The following is a 17,931-nucleotide window of genomic DNA, read 5'->3' on the forward strand; positions in this document are numbered from 1 at the left end:
ATCCTCCGCCGCCCGTTCCGTGTTAGGATGGGTGGCGGAGGATTTCCATGGGCACAGTCGACGCACGGAACGACGAAAAGCTGCAACGCCTGCTGGACCGCATCGTGCCGGCCCTGGAGCCGGAAGCCGTCTACCTGTTCGGCAGCCGGGCGCGCGGCGACTTCGACGAGGACAGTGACTACGACCTGCTGGTGATCGTGCCGGATGATGCGCCGAAGGAGCGGCGGTCGATGGCCACCGCCTTCGAAGCCAGCCGGCAATCCCGGGTTCCGGCCGACATCATTCCCTGCTCCCGCACCGGATTCGAACGCTACAAGGACTCGGTGGGAACGCTCTATTACGAGGCGAACCACCACGGGGTGCAGGTCTATGGTCGATAGGGTGGTCGCAGCCTGGCTGGCGGTGGTGGACGAGGACATCCGCGCGATCCGCGCCTGCCTCGTCGGCTCGGCGGTCAAATCGGCGGCCTATCATTGCCAGCAGGCGGCGGAGAAGCTGGTCAAGGCGGTTCTGGTCTCGCTCGGCCGCCATCCGCGCAAGCAACACAACATCGTCGCATTGTTGGACGATGTGCCGTCGGACCACCCGTTGCGTGCGACCTTGCTGCCATTGGAGCGCTTCACCATCTTCGCCGCGGCCTTCCGCTACCCGAGCATGGATGTTTTCGACAGTCCGCCGGATGAGCCCGATCCCGACGATGTATCCCGCTGGCTTGCTGAAATCGAACAGGTCCGGGTAACGGTTTCCGCTTTTCTGGAGACGAGGACGTAGACGATGGCGTCCATCGATGCAGAGCATGACGAGAAGCTGCAAATCCTGCTGGACCGGATCGTGCCGGCCCTGGAGCCGGAAGCCGTCTACCTGTTTGGCAGCCGGGCGCACGGCGATTTCGATGAGGACAGCGACTACGACCTGCTGGTGATCGTCCCGGACGATGCGCCGAAGGAGCGGCGGTCGATCCGCTACGCCTATGCGTCGAAGATCGGTACCGGCATTCCGGCCGACATCATTCCCTGCACGCGCACCAATTACGAGGCGTCCAAGGACGTCGTCGGCACGTTGAGTTATGAGGTCAAACGCCGGGGACTCAGGGTCTATGGCGCATAGGGAAATCCAGGCGTGGCTGGTTGTGGTGGATCGCGACCTGAAGGCGATCCGCAACAACCTCTATGGTCCTGAACCGGAGCCTCAGATGGCGGCCTATCACTGCCAGCAGGCGGTCGAGAAACTGGCCAAGACCCTGTTGGTGGCGGCCGGCATGATGCCGCCGAAATCACACGACATCGATGTTCTGGTCGCACGGCTAACAACCGGTCACCCGCTGGCTGAACGCATAGCCGCACTCGCCCATCTTACCGCCTTCATCAGCGCCTCTCGCTATCCGGGCGCGGGCATATTCGACGATCCGCTTCCCGACCTGCCGATTTCGGAAGTTGCCGGCTGGCTGTCGGAGATCGAAACTCTGCGCGCCGACATCATCTGTTTCCTCGGAATTCCATGACCCCCACCACGCCCCTGACCCTCCACCACGAGACCGTCCGCCCGGAGTGGATCGACTACAACGGGCACATGAACGTCGCCTATTACCTGCTGGCCTTCGATCATGCGACCGACGCCGTGCTGGACCGGTTCGGGATCGGCAAGGCCTATGTGGCGGCGGAGAACCGGTCGGTCTTCGTCGTCGATGCCCACCTGACCTACGCCCGCGAGGTGACGGAGGGGACGCCGCTGCGCTTCGAGTCGCTGCTGCTCGGCGCCGACCCTAAGCGTCTGCACCTGTTCCACGAAATGCGGCATGCGGAGGAGGGGTGGCTGGCGGCGACGGCGGAGTTCATGCTGCTGCATGTCGACCTCGGCACCCGCAAGACCGGCCCGTTCCCGTCCGCCGTCGCCGCGGCGCTGGGCGAACAGGCGGCGGCCCATGCCGCCCATCCCCGGCCGCCGCAGGCCGGACGGGCGGTGGCCCGGCTGGATGGGCCTTCGACCGGCCGGGTGCGTCCGGGTGGTTGAGTTGACGGTTGCCGGCCCCATCTATCGAAGAATGAAGACCGCATCCGTCCAGCCGATCCACTCCCGTCTCCGTTCCGGCATTCTCGCCGCCGCAGCCGCCGTCCTGGCCGTCCTTTCCGCCGCGCCGGCGCTGGCCGATTGCACCGAGGCGGCGCAGCCGAAGGTCAATTGGCGCCGCTGCTCGCTGGAGGGGCAGACGCTGACCGGTGTCGACCTCAGCGGCGCCATGCTGCGCGATGCGACCTTTCAGCGCGCCACGCTGGGGGAAGCGAAGCTGACCGACGCCGACGGCTACCGCGCCAAATTCATCAGCGCCACTGCCCCCGGTGCGGTGTTCGACAAGGCGCGGCTGATCGAGGCCGACTTCACCCGCGCCGACCTGACCGGCGCCAGCTTCCGCGAGGCCGACCTGCGCAACGCCAAGATGGTGGGCGCATCGCTGGCGCGGGCCGACCTGACCGGCGCCAGATTGTCCGGCACCGACCTGCGCCATGCCGACCTGTCGGGCGCCCGCTGGACCGACGGCACTCATATCTGCGCGGAAAGCTCGGTCGGTCAGTGCAACTAATCGGACGGGGTGCAACCAAACCGTTTGCAGCATCTCGTCACGCTCTTAAAAACCTTCTTGCCGTAAGGGCTTGTGCCGCGTACCGTTCGAAACCGAATGATTTCTGGACGGACGACGGTCGTGGCAGCTGAGGGGGATTTCGAACGTTCCAGCGGACTTGCCGCAAAGGCCATGGAGCGGATGCTGTCCGACGGGCTGGCGCCCACCCCGGAAAATTTCACGCTCTGGTACGTGTATTTCAACGGGAACAACCCCGACCTGACCCGCGCCGTCGATCTGGCGCGGCGGGATGGGCTGGGCGTTTCGCAAACGCTCTGCGACGAGCTTTACAAGCGTTTTTTCACCACGGATGCCGAAGCGCAGGCGATCCGCGAGACCTCCGACAAGGCGCGCTTCGCGCTGGGCCGCATCCTTGAACAGCTGGGCAATGTCGGATCGGAGACGGAGCGCTACGGCAACGCCCTGTCCGGTTTCCGGGAAGAGCTGGACCAGCCGCTCAGCCTGACGGAACTGCGCGCCATGATCGCCGCCATCGCCGCGGAAACCAGGGAGATCGTCGACCGCCAGGCCGCCCTGCAATCCCAACTTCAGGAATCGAGCCAGCAACTGGCGGAGATGCGGGTCAGCCTGGACAGCGCCCGGCGCGAGGCGCTGACCGACGGGCTGACCGGCATCGGCAACCGCAAGGCCTTCGACCAGATGCTGGCGGAGGCGATGGAAGCCTCCGTGCGCGACGAGCAGCCGCTGTCGCTGCTGATGGTCGACATCGACCATTTCAAGGCCTTCAACGACACCCACGGCCATCTGGTCGGCGACCATGTGCTGAAGCTGGTCGCCCGCATGCTGACCGAATGCATCAAGGGCCGCGACACCGCCGCCCGCTATGGCGGCGAGGAGTTCGCGATCATCCTGCCGCGCACCAGCCTGGAAAACGCCATCAAGCTGGCGGAGCAGGTGCGGACCTTCGTCGGCGGCCGGCAGATCGTGAACAAGGCGCGCAACGCCAATTACGGCACCGTCGCCCTGTCGGTCGGCGTCGCCCAGTTCCGCCCCGGCGAACCGGCGATGACGCTGGTCCGCCGCGCCGATCAGGCGCTCTACACCGCCAAGCGCGGCGGCCGCAACCGCGTGTCGGTCGAGGCCGGCTGAGCCGCACCGCTCGACAGGCGGTCAGCCGGCCAATCCCCGCCGCACCGCCTCGGTCCCGCGCAGCAGGTCGGCGACCAGTTCCCCCGCCGGCCGCCGCTGTGCCAGCCCCAGCCCCTGGCCGGCCCACAGCGACAGGAACTCCGCCCGCCCGGCCTTGCCGGCGGCGGTCCGTAGCGGCCGGGTCAGCGTGTTCTGCAAGGGGAAGGGCAGCACCGCGTCGGGCGCATCCGGGTCCTCCACCGCCTCCATGAAACGGTTGACGATGCCGCGCGCCGGCCGGCCGGAGAAGGCGCGGGTGATGCGGGTCTGGTCCTCCCGCGCGGCCAGGATGGCGGCCTTGTGCGCCTCCGGAATGCCGGCCTCCTCGGTGGTCAGGAAGACGGTGCCCAACTGCACCGCCGTCGCTCCCAGCGCCAGCGCCGCGGCGATGCCGCGCCCGTCCATGATCCCGCCGGATGCGATCACCGGCACGCTCACCGCATCCGCCACCTGCGGCACCAGCGCCATCGTGCCGACCAGATTGGCCCCGCGATCTTTCCAGGCATCGCCGAGGAAGCTGCCGCGATGCCCGCCGGCCTCGCCGCCCTGGGCGATCACCGCATCGACGCCGGCCTGCTCCAGCGCCACCGCCTCCGCCACCGTGGTTGCGGTGCCCAGCACCCTGATGCCGCGTGTCTTCGCCGCGGCGACGCTGTCGGCCGGCGGCAGCCCGAAGGTGACGCTGTAGAAGGCGGCACCGCTGTCCAGAACGGCCGCCATCTGTCGGTCGAACGCATCGCCGGCGTAGGCGGGCTCCTCCGCCTCCGGCAATCCAAGCTCGGCGTGGAAGCCTGCCACGCGGGCCATCGCCTCGGCCATCATCGGCGCCGGTCCGGGCGCCGGCGTTGGCGCGAACAGGTTGATGCCGAAGGGCAGGGCGGTGCGGTCGCGGATGTCGCGCGCCCGTTCGGCGATCTGCGCCAGGGTGAGGTAGGCGGCGCCGACGAAGCCCAGCCCGCCGGCCTCATTGACCGCCGCCACCAGCGCCGCCGTATCGCCGCCCCCGGCCATCGGCGCCTGGATCACTGGCGACCGCAGCCCCAGCCGTTCAAGGGAATCCGTGTGAGAGGGCATCTCCGCCTCCGTCGCCTCGACAAGTAAGGCGATGCTACGCCCCGGCGTTCTTCACGACCAATGACTTGTTCTGAAGGAGGCGTTCACTTGGAGTGAAGGGAGCGGCAACGGCGCCACTCGGAATTGGCGGGGTCGGTCGAGCGACTCCGCCAATTCGAACGGCCGCAACCGGACGGCTCGCTGGGTGGCGTTGGGAAGCCGCGAGATACTATGCGGGCTGCGAGCGGTGTGGCGAAGCTCCGCTGGAAACCCAGTCCTTCGGGCACCTGTGGATTGAAACGAATTGGCGCGTAAACTAGTTTACCTGACGAGGCTGCCCCCCAGCGTGGAGGCCGAAATGACCGCCAGTCTGTATGATCGCGACTTTTATGCCTGGGCGAACGAGCAGGCGGCCTTGTTGCGCGCCGGCAAGCTGGACGCTGCCGATATCGCCCACATCGCCGAGGAGATCGAGAGCATGGGGCGGAGCGAGAAGCGTGAATTGGTGAGCCGCCTCACGATCCTTCTCCTGCAGCTGCTGAAATGGCAGTTCCAGCCTTCCCGACGTGGAGCCTCTTGGGAGGCGTCCATCGCCAACTCGCGGGACGATCTGGTCGATCATCTGGAGGATAATCCAAGCCTTAAAAGCCGCCTCCCGGATGCGATCGAAGCGGCTTACCGGCGCGCTCGCCGTGATGCGGCTGCGGAAACCGGCCTCTCGGCCTCGACCTTTCCGGTAGCTTGCCCCTGGCCGTGCGAGCGGATCATGGATGTGGAGTTCTGGCCGGAGTGATGCCCCGCCGCCCCGTAGGGGGCGTGACGCCTCCCTCGGTCAACTCCGCAGCCCCGGCGCCTCCTGCCCGGTGCGCTCGACATACTCGGTGTAGCCGCCGCCGTACTGGTGGATGCCTTCCGGCGTCAGTTCCAGCACGCGGTTGGACAGCGCCGCCAGGAAATGGCGGTCGTGCGACACGAACAGCATCGTGCCCTCATAGGCCGCCAGCGCCTGGATCAGCATCTGCTTGGTGTCGAGGTCCAGGTGGTTGGTCGGCTCGTCCAGCACCAGGAAGTTGGGCGGGTTGAACAGCATGATCGCCATCACCAGACGGGCCTTCTCGCCGCCCGACAGCACGCGGCACTTCTTCTCCACATCGTCGCCGGAGAAGCCGAAACAGCCGGCCAGCGCCCGCAGCGAGCCCTGGCTGGCCTGCGGGAAATGCGCCTCCAGCGATTCGAAGATGGTCTGGTCGCCGTCCAGCAACTCCATCGCGTGCTGCGAGAAATAGCCCATCTTGACGCTGCCGCCGACGGTGACGGTGCCGCTGTCCGGCTCGGCCGCGCCGGCGATCAGCTTCAGCAGGGTCGACTTGCCGGCGCCGTTGACGCCCATGACGCACCAGCGCTCCTTGCGGCGGATGGTCAGGTCCAGCCCCTCATAGATGGCGCGGCTGCCATAGCCCTTGTGGACGTTCTTCAGAACCGCGACGTCGTCGCCGGAGCGCGGGGCGGGCGGGAAGTCGAAGGTCACCACCTGGCGGCGCTTGGGCGGCTCGAAGCGCTCGATCTTGTCCAGCTTCTTCACCCGGCTCTGCACCTGGGAGGCGTGCGAGGCGCGGGCCTTGAAGCGCTCGATGAACTTCAACTCCTTCGCCAGCATCGCCTGCTGACGTTCGAACTGGGCCTCCTGCTGCTTCTCCTTCAGCGCCCGCTGCTTCTCGTAGAAGCTGTAGTCGCCGGAATAGCTGGTCAGCGTTCCGCCGTCGATCTCGATGATCTTGGTGACGATGCGGTTCATGAACTCGCGGTCGTGCGAGGTCATCAGCAGGGCGCCCTCGTAGCCCTTCAGGAAGCCTTCCAGCCAGATCAGGCTTTCGATGTCCAGATGGTTGCTCGGCTCGTCGAGCAGCATGGCGTCGGGACGCATCAGCAGGATGCGGGCCAGCGCCACACGCATCTTCCAGCCGCCAGACAGGCCACCGACGTCGCCGTCCATCATCTCCTGGCTGAAGCTGAGGCCGGCCAGCACCTCGCGCGCCTTGCCTTCCAGCTCATAGCCGCCCAGCTCATCGAAACGCGCCTGAACCTCGCCATAGCGTTCGATGATGGCGTCCATCTCGGCGGCGCGGTCGGGGTCGGCCATGGCGGCTTCCAACTCCGCCAGTTCGGCGGCGACGACGCTGACCGGCCCGGCGCCGTCCATCACCTCCGCCACGGCGGAACGGCCGGACATCTCGCCGACATCCTGGTTGAAATAGCCGATGCTGACCTGCTTCTCGATGGCGACCTGACCGCCGTCCGGCTGCTCCTCGCCAGTGATCATGCGGAACAGGGTCGTCTTGCCGGCGCCGTTGGGACCGACCAGCCCGACCTTCTCACCCCGGTTGAGCGCCGCGGAGGCCTCCAGGAACAGGATGCGGTGGCCGTTCTGCTTGCTGACGTTATCGAAGCGGATCATGGGCGACAGGGGTCCTCAAAGGCATATTGCTGGGGAGCGTGATGGCGGCCCCTTATGCCACAGGATGTGCGCCGCGACAGAGTCCTGATCGGCTCCGCAGCACCGCTACCGTCCACCCTCCCGCGCCAGCGCAAGGAAGCCGGCGAGATAATCCACCTCCTCCTTCTCGCGAGATCCCGAAAATCCGGCGGTTGAGCATTCATGACGCCTGATCAATCGATCCATGCGGACAAACCATTTCTGTTCATGCTGCCGCATCGCTAAAGCTGGATCGGCCACCGCGACGCGCAAAGTCCGCCGCAGCATCGTCCGAGGAGTCCCATGTCGCAAGCCGAAGCCACCACCCGGACAGAAGCGGCCTCCGCGATCCCACAAGCGCATGAGCTTGGCAACATCGTCCGGCTGGTCATCGCCCAGGCGCTCGCTGGTGCCAACGCGATCGTCGTCTATGCAACCGGCGCAATCGTCGGCAACACGCTGGCTCCCAGCCCGGCGCTGGCGACCCTGCCGATTTCCATCTTCGTGGTCGGCATGGCGGTTTGCACCCTGCCGGCCGGGACCATCGCCCGGCGCTTCGGCCGTCGTGCCGCCTTCCTGGCGGGGACCGGATGCGGCGTGCTGGTCGGGCTGCTGTCGTCGCTCGCCATCCTGTTCGGGTCGTTCTGGCTGTTCTGCGCGGCGATGATTCCCGGCGGGGCCTATGCCGCCGTGGTGCTGTCCTTCCGCTTTGCCGCCGCCGACTGCACCTCGGCGGAGCGCCGGCCACGCGCCATGTCGGTGGTAATGGCGGGAGGCGTGGTCGCCGGTGTGGTCGGGCCGCAGTTGGTCACCCACACCATGAACCTGTGGCCGCCCCACCTGTTCGCCGCGACCTACGTCGCGCAGGCTGCCGTCGCGGCGGTATCGGCGCTGGTGCTGCTCGGTGTCCGCCTGCCCAAGCCGACCGCGGCGGAGGTCGCCGGTGGGCGGCCATTGGGCGCCATCCTGCGCCAGCCCCGCTTCGTCACCGCGGTGATCTGCGGGGTGGTGTCCTATCTGCTGATGAACTTCCTGATGACCGCCGCCCCGCTGGCGATGAGGCTGTGCGGCCTGCCGCAGGAATCGGCCAACCTCGGCCTGCAATGGCACGTCATCGCCATGTACGCCCCCAGCTTCTTCACCGGACGGCTGATCGGCCGCTTCGGTTCCCCGCGGATGGTCGCCGCCGGACTGACGCTGATCGCCGCGGCCTCGGCGGTCGGGCTGTCGGGGCAGGATGTCGCCCATTTCTGGTTCAGCCTGATCCTGTTGGGGGTGGGGTGGAACTTCGGCTTCCTCGGCGCCTCCGCCCTGGTGCTGGACTGCCACCGGCCGGAGGAGAAGACGCGGGTGCAGTCGCTGAACGACTTCCTCGTCTTCGGCACCATGGCCTTCGGCTCCTTCGCCTCTGGCAGCCTGCTGACCAGCTACGGCTGGGACACCGTCCTGCGCATCTCCTTCGTGCCGCTGGTGCTGGCGACCGTGGCGCTGATGGTGACGGCGATGTATCGCGGCGACCAAAAGGCGGCCTGAAAACACTTCGGGCGCGGTCTTTCCCCCGCGCCCGAAGCTTCACCCTATAACGCCGACCCTCAGATCACATAGGTCAGCTCTTTCTCCGACTTCAGGCTGTTCTTGCCCAAGGTCTCGTCGACATAGTCGAGCAGCTGGGCCAGGGCCTCGCTGCGGCTCAGCGCGTCGGTGTCGATCACCAGTTCGGGCTGGTCCGGCGCCTCGTAGGGGGCCGAGATGCCGGTGAACTCGGCGATCTCGCCGGCCCGTGCCTTCTTGTAGAGGCCCTTGGGGTCGCGCTCCTCGCAGGTGGCGAGGTCGGCGGCGACATAGACCTCGTGGAAGCGCTCGCCGCCGATCACCCGCGCCCGCGCCCGGTCGGACTTCAGCGGCGAGATCAGCGAGGCGATCACCACCATGCCGGCGTCGGCGAACAGCTTCGCCGTCTCGGCCACCCGGCGGATGTTCTCCGCCCGGTCATCCGACGAGAAGCCCAGGCCGGCGTTCAGGCCGTTGCGGACATTGTCGCCGTCCAGCACGAAGGTCTGCCAGCCGCGGTCGAACAGCGCGCGTTCCAGCGCCATCGCCAGCGTCGACTTGCCGGCACCCGACAGGCCGGTCAGCCAGACGATGCCGCCCTTGTGGCCGTTGGCCTGGGACCGCTCCTCCAGCGAGACGGTGTGCGACACCTCGGTGATGTTGGCCGCCGCAGCGTCCTCGATCTCCACCACCAGGCAGCCGCCGACCACGTCGTTGCCGTCGATCAGCGCGCCGCGGCCGGTGCGCGGCAGCTCCGACGCCAGATCCAAGGCGATCGGTGAGCGGGAGCGCAGCACCACCTCCGCAACCTCGTTGCGGCGGACCGCCTTGCCGGGGGTGCTGGACAAATCCTCCACGTCGATGACCGCCGTCACCTGCTCCACCGTCACCCGGTGTTCGCCGGTGGCGATCTTCAGCGTGTAGGTCTTGCCGACCACCAGCGGGTCGGACACCAGCCAGAACAGCCGCACGCTCAGCCGGTGGGCCAGCGTCGGGGCGTCGGCCTGATGGTGGGCGATGTGGCCGCGTTCGGCGAAGATGCGCTTGTCCAGCGTGATGCCGATGCTCTGCCCGGCCTGGGCCGACAGCACCGTCTCCGGATGGTTCCACGCCTCGATGCTGACCACCTTGGCGCTGGCGCCGGTGGGCGAGAAGTGCAGGGTGTCGCCGACGCGCAGCCGCCCGCTTTCGATGCGGCCGGCGAGGATGCGGCGGTCGTCCGGCTTGTAGACGTCCTGCAGCGGGAAGCGCAGCGGCTGGTCCGGCGAGGTCTGCTGCGGACGGAAGGCGTCGAGCTGCTCGATCACCGTCGGGCCGAGATACCAGTCGGACTGCTCGCTGCGGCTGACGATGTTGTCGCCGTTGCGGGCGGAAACCGGGATCACCGCCTTCGGCTGCAGCCCCAGCTCGGCCAGATAGTCCTTGATCTCCTGCGCGACCACCTCATAGCGGCGGCTGGAGAACTCGACCTTGTCCATCTTGTTGACGACGACCGCGACCTGACGCACGCCCAGCAGATGCAGCAGGAAGGCGTGGCGGCGCGACTGTTCCAGCGCGCCCTCGTCGGCGTCGATCACCAGCAGGGCGGCGTCGGCCTGGGAGGCGCCGGTCACCATGTTCTTCAGGAACTCGGTGTGGCCGGGCGCGTCGATGATGACGTAGGGGCGCTGCTTGGTCTTGAAGTGGATCTGCGTGGTGTCGATGGTGATGCCCTGGTCACGCTCGGCCTGCAGCGCGTCCATGACGAAGGCCCATTCGAACGGCATGCCGCGCTTGCGGCTCATTTCGCGGACCTGCTCCACCTTGCCGTCGGGCAGGCTGCCGGTGTCGTTCAGCAGGCGGCCGATCAGCGTGGACTTGCCATGGTCGACATGGCCGACGATGACGATGCGAAGTTGAGAATGCGGCATCTTACATGTACCCCACGCTGCGCAGGCGCTCGAAGCTGTCTTCTGATTCATTGTCCATCGCGCGGCCGGCGCGTTCCGGCACGCGGGTCACCTGAAGCTCGGCGATGATCTCGTCGATGGTGGACGCGTTGCTGTCGACCGGGAAGGTGATGTTCTTCTCGCCCAGGGAGCGATAGCGCTTGCCGTCCTTGGCGAAGTACAGCGGGACGATGGGAATCCCTTCGCGCTGCGAATAGCGCCAGATGTCCAGCTCGGTCCAGGCCAGCAGCGGGTGGATGCGGACATGGACGCCTTCGGGGAAGCGGGTCTTGTAATGGTCCCAGAACTCCGCCGGCTGGTCCTTCACGTCCCAGTCGCCTTCCAGCGAGCGTGGCGAGAACACGCGCTCCTTGGCGCGGGTCGCCTGCTCGTCGCGGCGGATGCCGACCATCACGCCCTGATAGGCATGGTCGCGCAGCAGGTTCTTCAGCCCTTCCGTCTTGCGCGCGGCGGCGCGGGTCAGCGGCGGCAGGGTCTGGTCCATTTCCTCCTCGGGCGGGCACTGCTCCACCTTCAGGTCGAGGTCCCATTCCTTGGTGATGCGGTCGCGGAACTCGTAGACCTCCGGCAGCTCCATGGCGGTGTCGAGCTGCACGACGGGGAAGGGGATGCGCCCGAAGAACGCCTTGCGGCAGAGCCAGAGCAGCGCGTTGCTGTCCTTGCCGATCGACCAGAGCATCGCCAGCTTGTCGATGCGGTTGTAGGCCTCGCGCAGAATATAGATGCTCTGGTTTTCGAGCTGGTCGAGATCGGCGCTCATCGGGCGATTCCAATCATGGTGGTGTGTATGCCGCATTCGGTCTTGGCGCTGCCGGCCCAACGGCCGGAACGCGGGTCGGCACCGGGCGCCACTCGCTCGGTGCAGGTGTAACAGCCGATCGACAGGAACCCGTCGGCCTCCAGCGGGTGGCGCGGCAGATCGCGCCGGGTGAACTCTTCCTCCAGCCGGTCCTTGTCCCAGTTGGCCAGCGGGTTGACCTTCACGCGGCCCCCCTCCGCCTCGAACAGGGGCAGGGCGGCGCGGGTCGCCGACTGGAAACGCTTGCGGCCCGTCACCCAGGCCTCCAGCCCGGCGGTGGCCAGCGCGCGCTCCAGCGGCACCGTCTTGCGCAGATGGCAGCAGGCGTCATAGTCGCGGTTGAACAGCAGGCCGTCCTTGTCGCCGGCGGCGAGATCGTCGGCCGTCGGCCCGATCTCCCGCACATCGCGCAGGCCAAGCCGCTCCACCAGCTGATCGCGGTAGCGCAGGGTCTCGCCGAACAGCTTGCCGGTATTCACAAACAGAACCGGGAAATCCGGCGTCGCCTCGGCGGCCAGCGCCAGCAGCACCGCGGATTCGGCGCCGAAGGACGACAGCAGCGCGATCCGCCCGCCGAACAGCTCATGCATGGCGGCCAGCAGCGGCGCGCCTTCCAGCGTGCCGTGGCTGTCGGTCAGATGCTTCACCCGTGTTTCCGCGTCCATCATCGGCTGCCTTTCGCGGTGGCTCATTAAATCTACTGATGAAGTAGGCAATGCGTTTGTGTTTGCACATTAACACCAGCGGAAAACCCGTGCAACGTAAATACATTCTCTACTTGTTTAATAGGCTTGTGCTTTGCTGCAATCGCTTGTGTGAAATATGTTGATTGTCGTGTGGCGGCTGGGCTAAATACCGCCATGCACAGCATCACCCATATAAGCGGCGCGAACCGCCGCTCCGTTCCGTCGAACCCGGCATCGGCATTGGGGATGCGGCCATGATTCCGCTGGCGCTCGACCCGGCGCAGGTGGTGATCGCGCTGGCCGGCAACGGCCCGCTCGCGGTGCGCCGCCTGACCCAGCTGCGCGAGGGTGGGGCGGACCCGCAGGTGTTTTCACCGGAGCCGGATGGGGAATTGGCCGCGCTGGCCGGCGACCGTCTGGTGCGGGCTCTGCCCGAAGCCGCCGATTTGGACAAGATCGGCGTGCTGTATGTCATGGGGCTGGGGACGGAGACCGAGACGGCGCTGGCGGAGCTGGCGCGGCAGCGCCGCGTGCTGGTGAATGTCGAGGACGTCATCCCCTTGTGTGATTTCCACTCGCCCTCCGTGGTGCGGCGTGGCGATCTGGTGATGACCATCTCCACCGGCGGCCGCAGCCCGACCCTCGCCAGCCTGCTGCGCCAGCGGCTTGAGGCGCTGTTCCCGGCGGAGTGGGCGGAGCGTCTGCGCACCATCGCCGACTTCCGCAACCGCCGCCGGGCGGAGGGGGCGTCGATGTCCGATGTCGCCCGCGAAACCCGCGAGCTGATCGACCGGGAGGGTTGGCTGCCATGAACACCGCCATGATGGCCGCAATCCCGCCGAATTCACTGCCGGACCATCGTCGGTTCGGGTAAGACACCACCGCTTTAGAGAACGACCAGCCAGGAGAGCCAGATGTCGGCCAAGGATCGATCGAAGGAAGGGTCGATGAAAGCCATCACCGCCAACCGCCTGCGCGACGGGGAAGTCGTGTTCCTGGGCGAGGGCGGCCGGTGGGTCGAATCCTTCGCCGAGGCCGCGCTGTTCCCGCGCGCCGAGGCCGACGCCGTGCTGGCCCCCGCCAAGGAGAAGGCGGAGCGCGAGCAGTTCGCCGTCGACATCTACACCTTCGAGGTGGTGGAACAGGACGGCGTTCCGGTCCCGGCGACGATGCGCGAGCGCATCCGCACCGCCGGCCCGACCGTCCGTCTCGATCTCGGCAAGCAGGCCGCCTGAATTCTTGAATGCTGGCCGTTCCGGCGGCCCTGAGGGTTTATCGACATGAACCACATCGCGCCCGGCGCCCGTGCCGGCATCTATCACTACGACGAGATCGACCGGCAGTTCGTCGCCGAGCGCGTCGAGCAGTTCCGCAAACAGGTCGACCGCCGCCTGTCGGGCGAGCTGACGGAGGAGGAGTTCAAGCCGATCCGGCTGATGAACGGCCTCTACCTCCAGCTTCACGCCTACATGCTGCGCATCGCCGTGCCCTATGGCGTGATGTCCGCCACCCAGCTGCGCAAGCTGTCGGCCATCGGGCGCAAGTATGACCGCGGCTACGGCCATTTCACCACCCGCCAGAACCTGCAGTACAACTGGATCAAGCTGGAGGACACTCCGGCGATCCTGCATGAGCTGGCCGAGGTGGACATGCACGCGCTGCAGACCAGCGGCAACTGCGTGCGCAACGTCACCACCGACCCGTTCGTCGGCGCCGCCAAGGATGAAGTCGTGGACGGCCGCGTCTATGCCGAGATCCTGCGGCAGTGGACGACGATGCACCCCGAGTTCACCTACCTGCCGCGCAAGTTCAAGATCGCCATCTCCGGCGCCGAGAGCGATCGCGCCGCGGTCCGCATCCATGACGTCGGCCTGCTGGCGCGCCGCAACGAGAAGGGCGAGCCGGGCTTCTCCTTCTATGTCGGCGGCGGTCTCGGCCGCTCGCCCTTCGTCGGCAAGCTGGTCCGCGAGTGGGTGGCGCAGGAGGATTTCGTCGCCTACCTGGAAGCCATCCTGCGCGTCTACAACCAGTACGGCCGCCGCGACAACATCTATAAGGCGCGCATCAAGATCCTGGTCCACGAGCTGGGGCTGGAGAAGTTCACCCAGGAGGTGGAGGAGGAGTTCGCCCGGCTGCGCGGCCCCAAATACCGCCTGGACCCGGAGATCGTCGAGGGGATACGCAAGCACTTCGCCCCGCCGCCCTTCGAGGAACTGCCCGACCATTCGGAATCCCTGGAGCGTGCCCGTGCGGCCGACCCGGCCTTCGCCAACTGGCTGGCGGTCAATGTCGCGGAGCACAAGGCGCCGGGCTATGCCATCGCCACCGTCTCGCTGAAGCCGGCCGGTGGCATTCCGGGCGACGCCACCTGCGACCAGATGGACCTCGTCGCCGATCTGGCCGAGCGTCACAGCTTCGGCGAGCTGCGCGTCACCCATGTCCAGAACCTCGTCCTCGCCCATGTGAAGAAGGACGAGCTGTACGACCTGTGGAAGCAGCTGGACGCCGCCGGTCTCGGCAGCGCCAATGCCGGTCTGATCGGCGACATCATCGCCTGCCCGGGGCTGGATTACTGCGCGCTGGCCAACGCCCGCTCGATCCCGCTGGCGCAGGCGATCTCGGCCCGCTTCGCCGATCCGCTCCGCCAGCGCACCATCGGCGAGCTGGGCATCAAGATCAGCGGCTGCATCAACGCCTGCGGCCATCACCATGTCGGCGCCATCGGCATCCTCGGCGTCGACAAGAAGGGCACCGAGTATTACCAGATCACCGTCGGCGGCGACCCGACGCTGACCACGGCCATCGGCGACATCCTCGGCCCGGCGGTGACGGAGACCGAAGCGGTGGACGCCATCGAGGCCATCGTCGACGTCTATCTCGCCAACCGGTCGGACGAGAGCGAGCGCTTCATCGACACGCTCAAGCGCGTCGGCCATGCCCCGTTCAAGGAGAGAATCTATGCCGCTGATTGAGAATGGGCGCATCGGCGAGGACGCCTGGAGCTTCATCCCCGACGGCGAGCCGGTCCCCAACGACCGCCCGGTCATCATCAGCTTCGAGCGCTGGCAGGCGGAGCGTGACAGCTTCGAGGGCCGCAACGCCCGGCTCGGCGTGCGGCTGAAGAGCGGCACGCTGGCGGGCGCCATCGCCGCCGACCTCGACCGCTTCTCCCTGGTGGCGGTGGAGTTCGCCAAGTTCCGCGATGGCCGCGGCTTCTCCACCGCGCGCGAACTGCGGGAGCGCTATGGCTACACCGGCGAGATCCGCGCGGTCGGCCATGTCATCCCCGACCAGTATCTCTATCTGGTCCGCACCGGCTTCACCTCGGTGGAGGCGCCGGAAGGCACCAACCCGGACAGTTGGGCCAACGCGCTGACCGAGGTCACCATCGCCTTCCAGCCCAGCCTGGACGACACCGCGCCGCTGTCACTGCTGCGCCGCAAGCTGAAGGTGGGACAGGCCGACGTCGGGTAAGGCGGTTTCCGCCGACCGACACGAGAAGGAAAGGCGCCGTCCCGGCCGGGGCGGCGCCTTTTCCCGTCAAAGGGTGACGAACCAGGAACCGGACACGTCCGCCGCCATCACACCGGACAGGGTGACGACCGGAGACGCGCGGAAGCCGGAGATGCTGAGTACGGCCTCGCCTTGGGCGTTGGCGCCGACCGTGTAGCTCTGGAACATGGACAAGGCGATCCGGTCGCCTTCCGCCGCATTGAAATCGGTCACGATGTCGTTGCCATCGTTGCCGCTGTTGCTGTTGAGGTCGGTCGAGAAATCGAACAGGTCCGCACCGGCGCCGCCCTGCAGCTGGTCGTCGCCGTCGCCGCCCCTCAGCGTGTCGTCGCCGCTCCCGCCGGACAGCGCGTCATTGCCCGAACTTCCGGTCAGCCGATCGTTGCCGTCCTCGCCGGCCATCGTCACGCCATAATAGCCGTCGGTCGCGGTTACGCTGTCGTCGCCGGAGCCGCTGATGAAATGCTCGATGGAGGAGGAGATGTTCAGGGTGACACCGCCGCCGTAGCGGACCTCGACCGTATCGTCGCCGGCGCCGCCGTCCAGCAGGGCTACCGTCGGGGCATCGACATAGATGCGATCGTTGCCCTCATCGCCGAACAGCATATCGTTGCCGCTCCCGCTGATCAGGACATCGTCGCCCTCACCGCCGGACAACGTGTCGTCGCCGTCCCCACCGATCAGACTGTCATCGCCCCCACGGCCGAACAGCCGGTCGTTGCCCTCGCCGCCACGGAACGTGTCGTTGAGGTCGCTGCCGCTCAGCACGTCGTCGCCGGCCCCGCCGTCGACCTCGACCGCGGAGTCATGGGCGATCAGATTGTCGTTGCCGCTGCCGCTGTAGAATCGCTCGATGCCGGTATAGCCGAAAACGAAGGTCAGGTCTTGCCCGCCTCTGACATGGACGGTGTCGAAGCCGGCTCCACCCTCCACCCGGTCCCCGGCGTCGATGGAGAAAACATCGTCGCCATCGCCGCCGATGAGGGAATCGTTGCCCTCTCCCCCGTCGATCAGGAGGCCGACGGTCGAGCCGGTGCCGACCAGCGTGTCGTTTCCGGCTCCTCCATAAACCTGTTCGATGCCGCTGGCCGCAAGATCGAACTGGACGCCGAAGTCGTACCGGATAATGACCGAATCGAAGCCGGCGCCGCCCTCGATGGTCGCGCTGGTGTCGTCGATGTAGAAAAGATCGTCGCCGTCGCCGCCGTTCAGCGTGTCGAAGCCGCCGCCGCCGATCAGGGTATCGTTGCCGGCCCCTCCGACGATCAGGTTGCTCAGCTCGTTTCCGGTACCTTGGAAGGCGCCCGTTCCGATGAAGGTCAGCCGGTCCAGATTGTCACCGAGCGTCAGGGCGTTCAGCGTGGTGCGGACCTCGTCGAAGCCTTCGAAAAACTGTTCCTGGATGACGTCCCCCGTGCTGTCCACGATGTAGACGTCGTCGCCCCGGCCGCCGATCAGGAGGTCGTCGCCGGTGCCGCCATCGAGAAGGTCGTTGCCGGCATCGCCGACCAGCGTGTCGGAACCGGCGCCGCCGCTCAGCGTATCGTTGCTCCACCAGCCGGTGATGACGTTGTCCAGCACATTGCCGGTGCCCTGGAAGTCGCTGTATCCGGTGTAGGTCAGCGTCTCCAGATTGTCGCCGAGGGTGAAGACGCCCAACGAGGTCCGGACCTCGTCGGTGCCTTCGCCGGCCTGTTCCTGGATGACGTCTCCCGTACTGTCCGCGATGTAGATGTCGTTGCCCAGGCCGCCGATCATGGAATCGTTGCCGGAGCCGCCGTCGATGGTGTTGTCCCCGTCGCCCCCGATCAGAAGATCGTCGCCGCTCCCGCCGAAGAGGTAGGAACTTTGCCATCCCCCGAAACCGCCGAAGGGATCGGAGCCGTCCATTCCCGACGGAGGAAAGCCGCCCTGCAAGTCTTCAACCGATATGCCCATGTGAATCCCCCCACACGCATTCCAACAGAAAGCGATTCCGGTTGCATGAATGATGCACGGGCCAGCTTAGAAGGAAAAACTCACGTGATACACTACTTTAAAGTGCGGCAATAAGCCACAACTGCCACCGTTCTTTTGTGTCGCGCACGCTTGATGGGGAGGGGGAGGGGGCGGTTGTGGTGGCGCGAGATGGCGTGAAAACG

19 protein-coding genes are annotated in these 17,931 nt (G+C 66.8%); 13 read left to right on the forward strand and 6 right to left on the reverse strand.

Annotated elements, in window-relative coordinates; genetic code table 11:
* Positions 1-47: 47 nt before the first annotated feature.
* The 7 genes from B9N97_RS16840 to B9N97_RS16870 all read left to right on the forward strand — a co-directional run bounded on the left by B9N97_RS16840 (position 48) and on the right by B9N97_RS16870 (position 3,727).
* Positions 48-380 (forward strand): nucleotidyltransferase domain-containing protein, encoded by a 333-nt coding sequence (locus B9N97_RS16840; RefSeq protein WP_085088676.1) that lies wholly within the window; start codon positions 48-50, stop codon positions 378-380.
* On the forward strand, positions 370-771 hold the full coding sequence (locus B9N97_RS16845) for a HEPN domain-containing protein (protein WP_085088679.1): 402 nt from the start codon (positions 370-372) through the stop codon (positions 769-771). The genes B9N97_RS16840 and B9N97_RS16845 overlap by 11 nt, the downstream gene beginning before the upstream one ends.
* Positions 772-774: 3 nt before the next feature.
* Entirely contained in the window at positions 775-1,107 is a 333-nt protein-coding gene (locus B9N97_RS16850; RefSeq protein ID WP_085088682.1) for a nucleotidyltransferase domain-containing protein, read from the forward strand.
* On the forward strand, positions 1,097-1,501 hold the full coding sequence (locus B9N97_RS16855; protein WP_085088685.1) for a HEPN domain-containing protein: 405 nt from the start codon (positions 1,097-1,099) through the stop codon (positions 1,499-1,501). Before B9N97_RS16850 ends, B9N97_RS16855 begins: the two co-directional genes overlap by 11 nt.
* Complete coding sequence (locus B9N97_RS16860; RefSeq protein WP_085088688.1) at positions 1,498-2,010, forward strand: thioesterase family protein; 513 nt, start codon at positions 1,498-1,500, stop codon at positions 2,008-2,010. The genes B9N97_RS16855 and B9N97_RS16860 overlap by 4 nt, the downstream gene beginning before the upstream one ends.
* 31 nt (positions 2,011-2,041) lie before the next feature.
* Entirely contained in the window at positions 2,042-2,578 is a 537-nt protein-coding gene (locus B9N97_RS16865) for a pentapeptide repeat-containing protein (protein WP_085088692.1), read from the forward strand.
* A 120-nt stretch (positions 2,579-2,698) separates the two neighbouring features.
* A complete protein-coding gene (locus B9N97_RS16870; protein WP_085088695.1) occupies positions 2,699-3,727 on the forward strand; it encodes a GGDEF domain-containing protein in 1,029 nt (342 codons plus the stop codon).
* 21 nt (positions 3,728-3,748) lie between these two features.
* Here the strand turns inward: B9N97_RS16870 and B9N97_RS16875 are convergent, their stop codons facing one another.
* Entirely contained in the window at positions 3,749-4,840 is a 1,092-nt protein-coding gene (locus tag B9N97_RS16875; RefSeq protein WP_085088697.1) for an NAD(P)H-dependent flavin oxidoreductase, read from the reverse strand.
* Positions 4,841-5,177: 337 nt separating this feature from the next.
* Here B9N97_RS16875 and B9N97_RS16880 point away from each other — a divergent pair, with 337 nt between their 5' ends.
* The gene (locus B9N97_RS16880; protein WP_085090621.1) at positions 5,178-5,612 is read left to right on the forward strand and encodes a DUF29 domain-containing protein; all 435 of its coding nucleotides are present in this window, start codon (positions 5,178-5,180) and stop codon (positions 5,610-5,612) included.
* Between the two features lie 39 nt (positions 5,613-5,651).
* Here B9N97_RS16880 and B9N97_RS16885 read toward each other — a convergent pair whose 3' ends face one another.
* Positions 5,652-7,274 carry an ABC-F family ATP-binding cassette domain-containing protein gene (locus B9N97_RS16885; RefSeq protein WP_085088700.1) on the reverse strand — a complete coding sequence of 541 codons (1,623 nt, stop codon included), beginning with the start codon at positions 7,272-7,274 and terminating at the stop codon, positions 5,652-5,654.
* A gap of 321 nt (positions 7,275-7,595) precedes the next feature.
* Between B9N97_RS16885 and B9N97_RS16890 the strand changes: the two genes are divergently transcribed.
* Complete coding sequence (locus B9N97_RS16890; protein ID WP_085088703.1) at positions 7,596-8,825, forward strand: MFS transporter; 1,230 nt, start codon at positions 7,596-7,598, stop codon at positions 8,823-8,825.
* 59 nt (positions 8,826-8,884) lie between these two features.
* Here B9N97_RS16890 and cysC read toward each other — a convergent pair whose 3' ends face one another.
* The 3 genes from cysC to B9N97_RS16905 are packed head-to-tail and all read right to left on the reverse strand — an operon-like array spanning position 8,885 to position 12,256.
* Positions 8,885-10,753, reverse strand: coding sequence for an adenylyl-sulfate kinase (gene cysC / locus B9N97_RS16895; protein WP_085088706.1), 1,869 nt, complete (start codon positions 10,751-10,753; stop codon positions 8,885-8,887).
* Position 10,754: 1 nt separating this feature from the next.
* Positions 10,755-11,552, reverse strand: coding sequence for a sulfate adenylyltransferase subunit CysD (cysD, locus tag B9N97_RS16900; RefSeq protein WP_085088709.1), 798 nt, complete (start codon positions 11,550-11,552; stop codon positions 10,755-10,757).
* Complete coding sequence (locus tag B9N97_RS16905; protein ID WP_085090622.1) at positions 11,549-12,256, reverse strand: phosphoadenylyl-sulfate reductase; 708 nt, start codon at positions 12,254-12,256, stop codon at positions 11,549-11,551. The genes cysD and B9N97_RS16905 overlap by 4 nt, the downstream gene beginning before the upstream one ends.
* Positions 12,257-12,531: 275 nt before the next feature.
* Here B9N97_RS16905 and B9N97_RS16910 point away from each other — a divergent pair, with 275 nt between their 5' ends.
* The 4 genes from B9N97_RS16910 (at position 12,532) to B9N97_RS16925 (ending at position 15,751) form a co-directional block, all read left to right on the forward strand.
* The gene (locus B9N97_RS16910; RefSeq protein ID WP_085088712.1) at positions 12,532-13,089 is read left to right on the forward strand and encodes a precorrin-2 dehydrogenase/sirohydrochlorin ferrochelatase family protein; all 558 of its coding nucleotides are present in this window, start codon (positions 12,532-12,534) and stop codon (positions 13,087-13,089) included.
* Between the two features lie 135 nt (positions 13,090-13,224).
* A complete protein-coding gene (locus tag B9N97_RS16915; protein WP_085090623.1) occupies positions 13,225-13,512 on the forward strand; it encodes a DUF2849 domain-containing protein in 288 nt (95 codons plus the stop codon).
* A 45-nt stretch (positions 13,513-13,557) separates the two neighbouring features.
* Positions 13,558-15,249 (forward strand): nitrite/sulfite reductase, encoded by a 1,692-nt coding sequence (locus B9N97_RS16920; RefSeq protein WP_085088714.1) that lies wholly within the window; start codon positions 13,558-13,560, stop codon positions 15,247-15,249.
* Positions 15,236-15,751: a DUF934 domain-containing protein gene (locus B9N97_RS16925; protein WP_085090624.1), complete on the forward strand. Its 516-nt coding sequence runs from the start codon at positions 15,236-15,238 to the stop codon at positions 15,749-15,751. The genes B9N97_RS16920 and B9N97_RS16925 overlap by 14 nt, the downstream gene beginning before the upstream one ends.
* Before the next feature lie 66 nt (positions 15,752-15,817).
* On the opposite strand, the gene B9N97_RS36775 is transcribed toward B9N97_RS16925, so the two are convergent.
* Positions 15,818-17,728 carry a calcium-binding protein gene (locus tag B9N97_RS36775; RefSeq protein WP_143266741.1) on the reverse strand — a complete coding sequence of 637 codons (1,911 nt, stop codon included), beginning with the start codon at positions 17,726-17,728 and terminating at the stop codon, positions 15,818-15,820.
* Positions 17,729-17,931 lie beyond the last annotated feature (203 nt).

Source organism: Azospirillum oryzae, from assembly GCF_900177515.1.
GTDB classification, from domain to species: Bacteria; Pseudomonadota; Alphaproteobacteria; order Azospirillales; family Azospirillaceae; genus Azospirillum; species Azospirillum oryzae_A.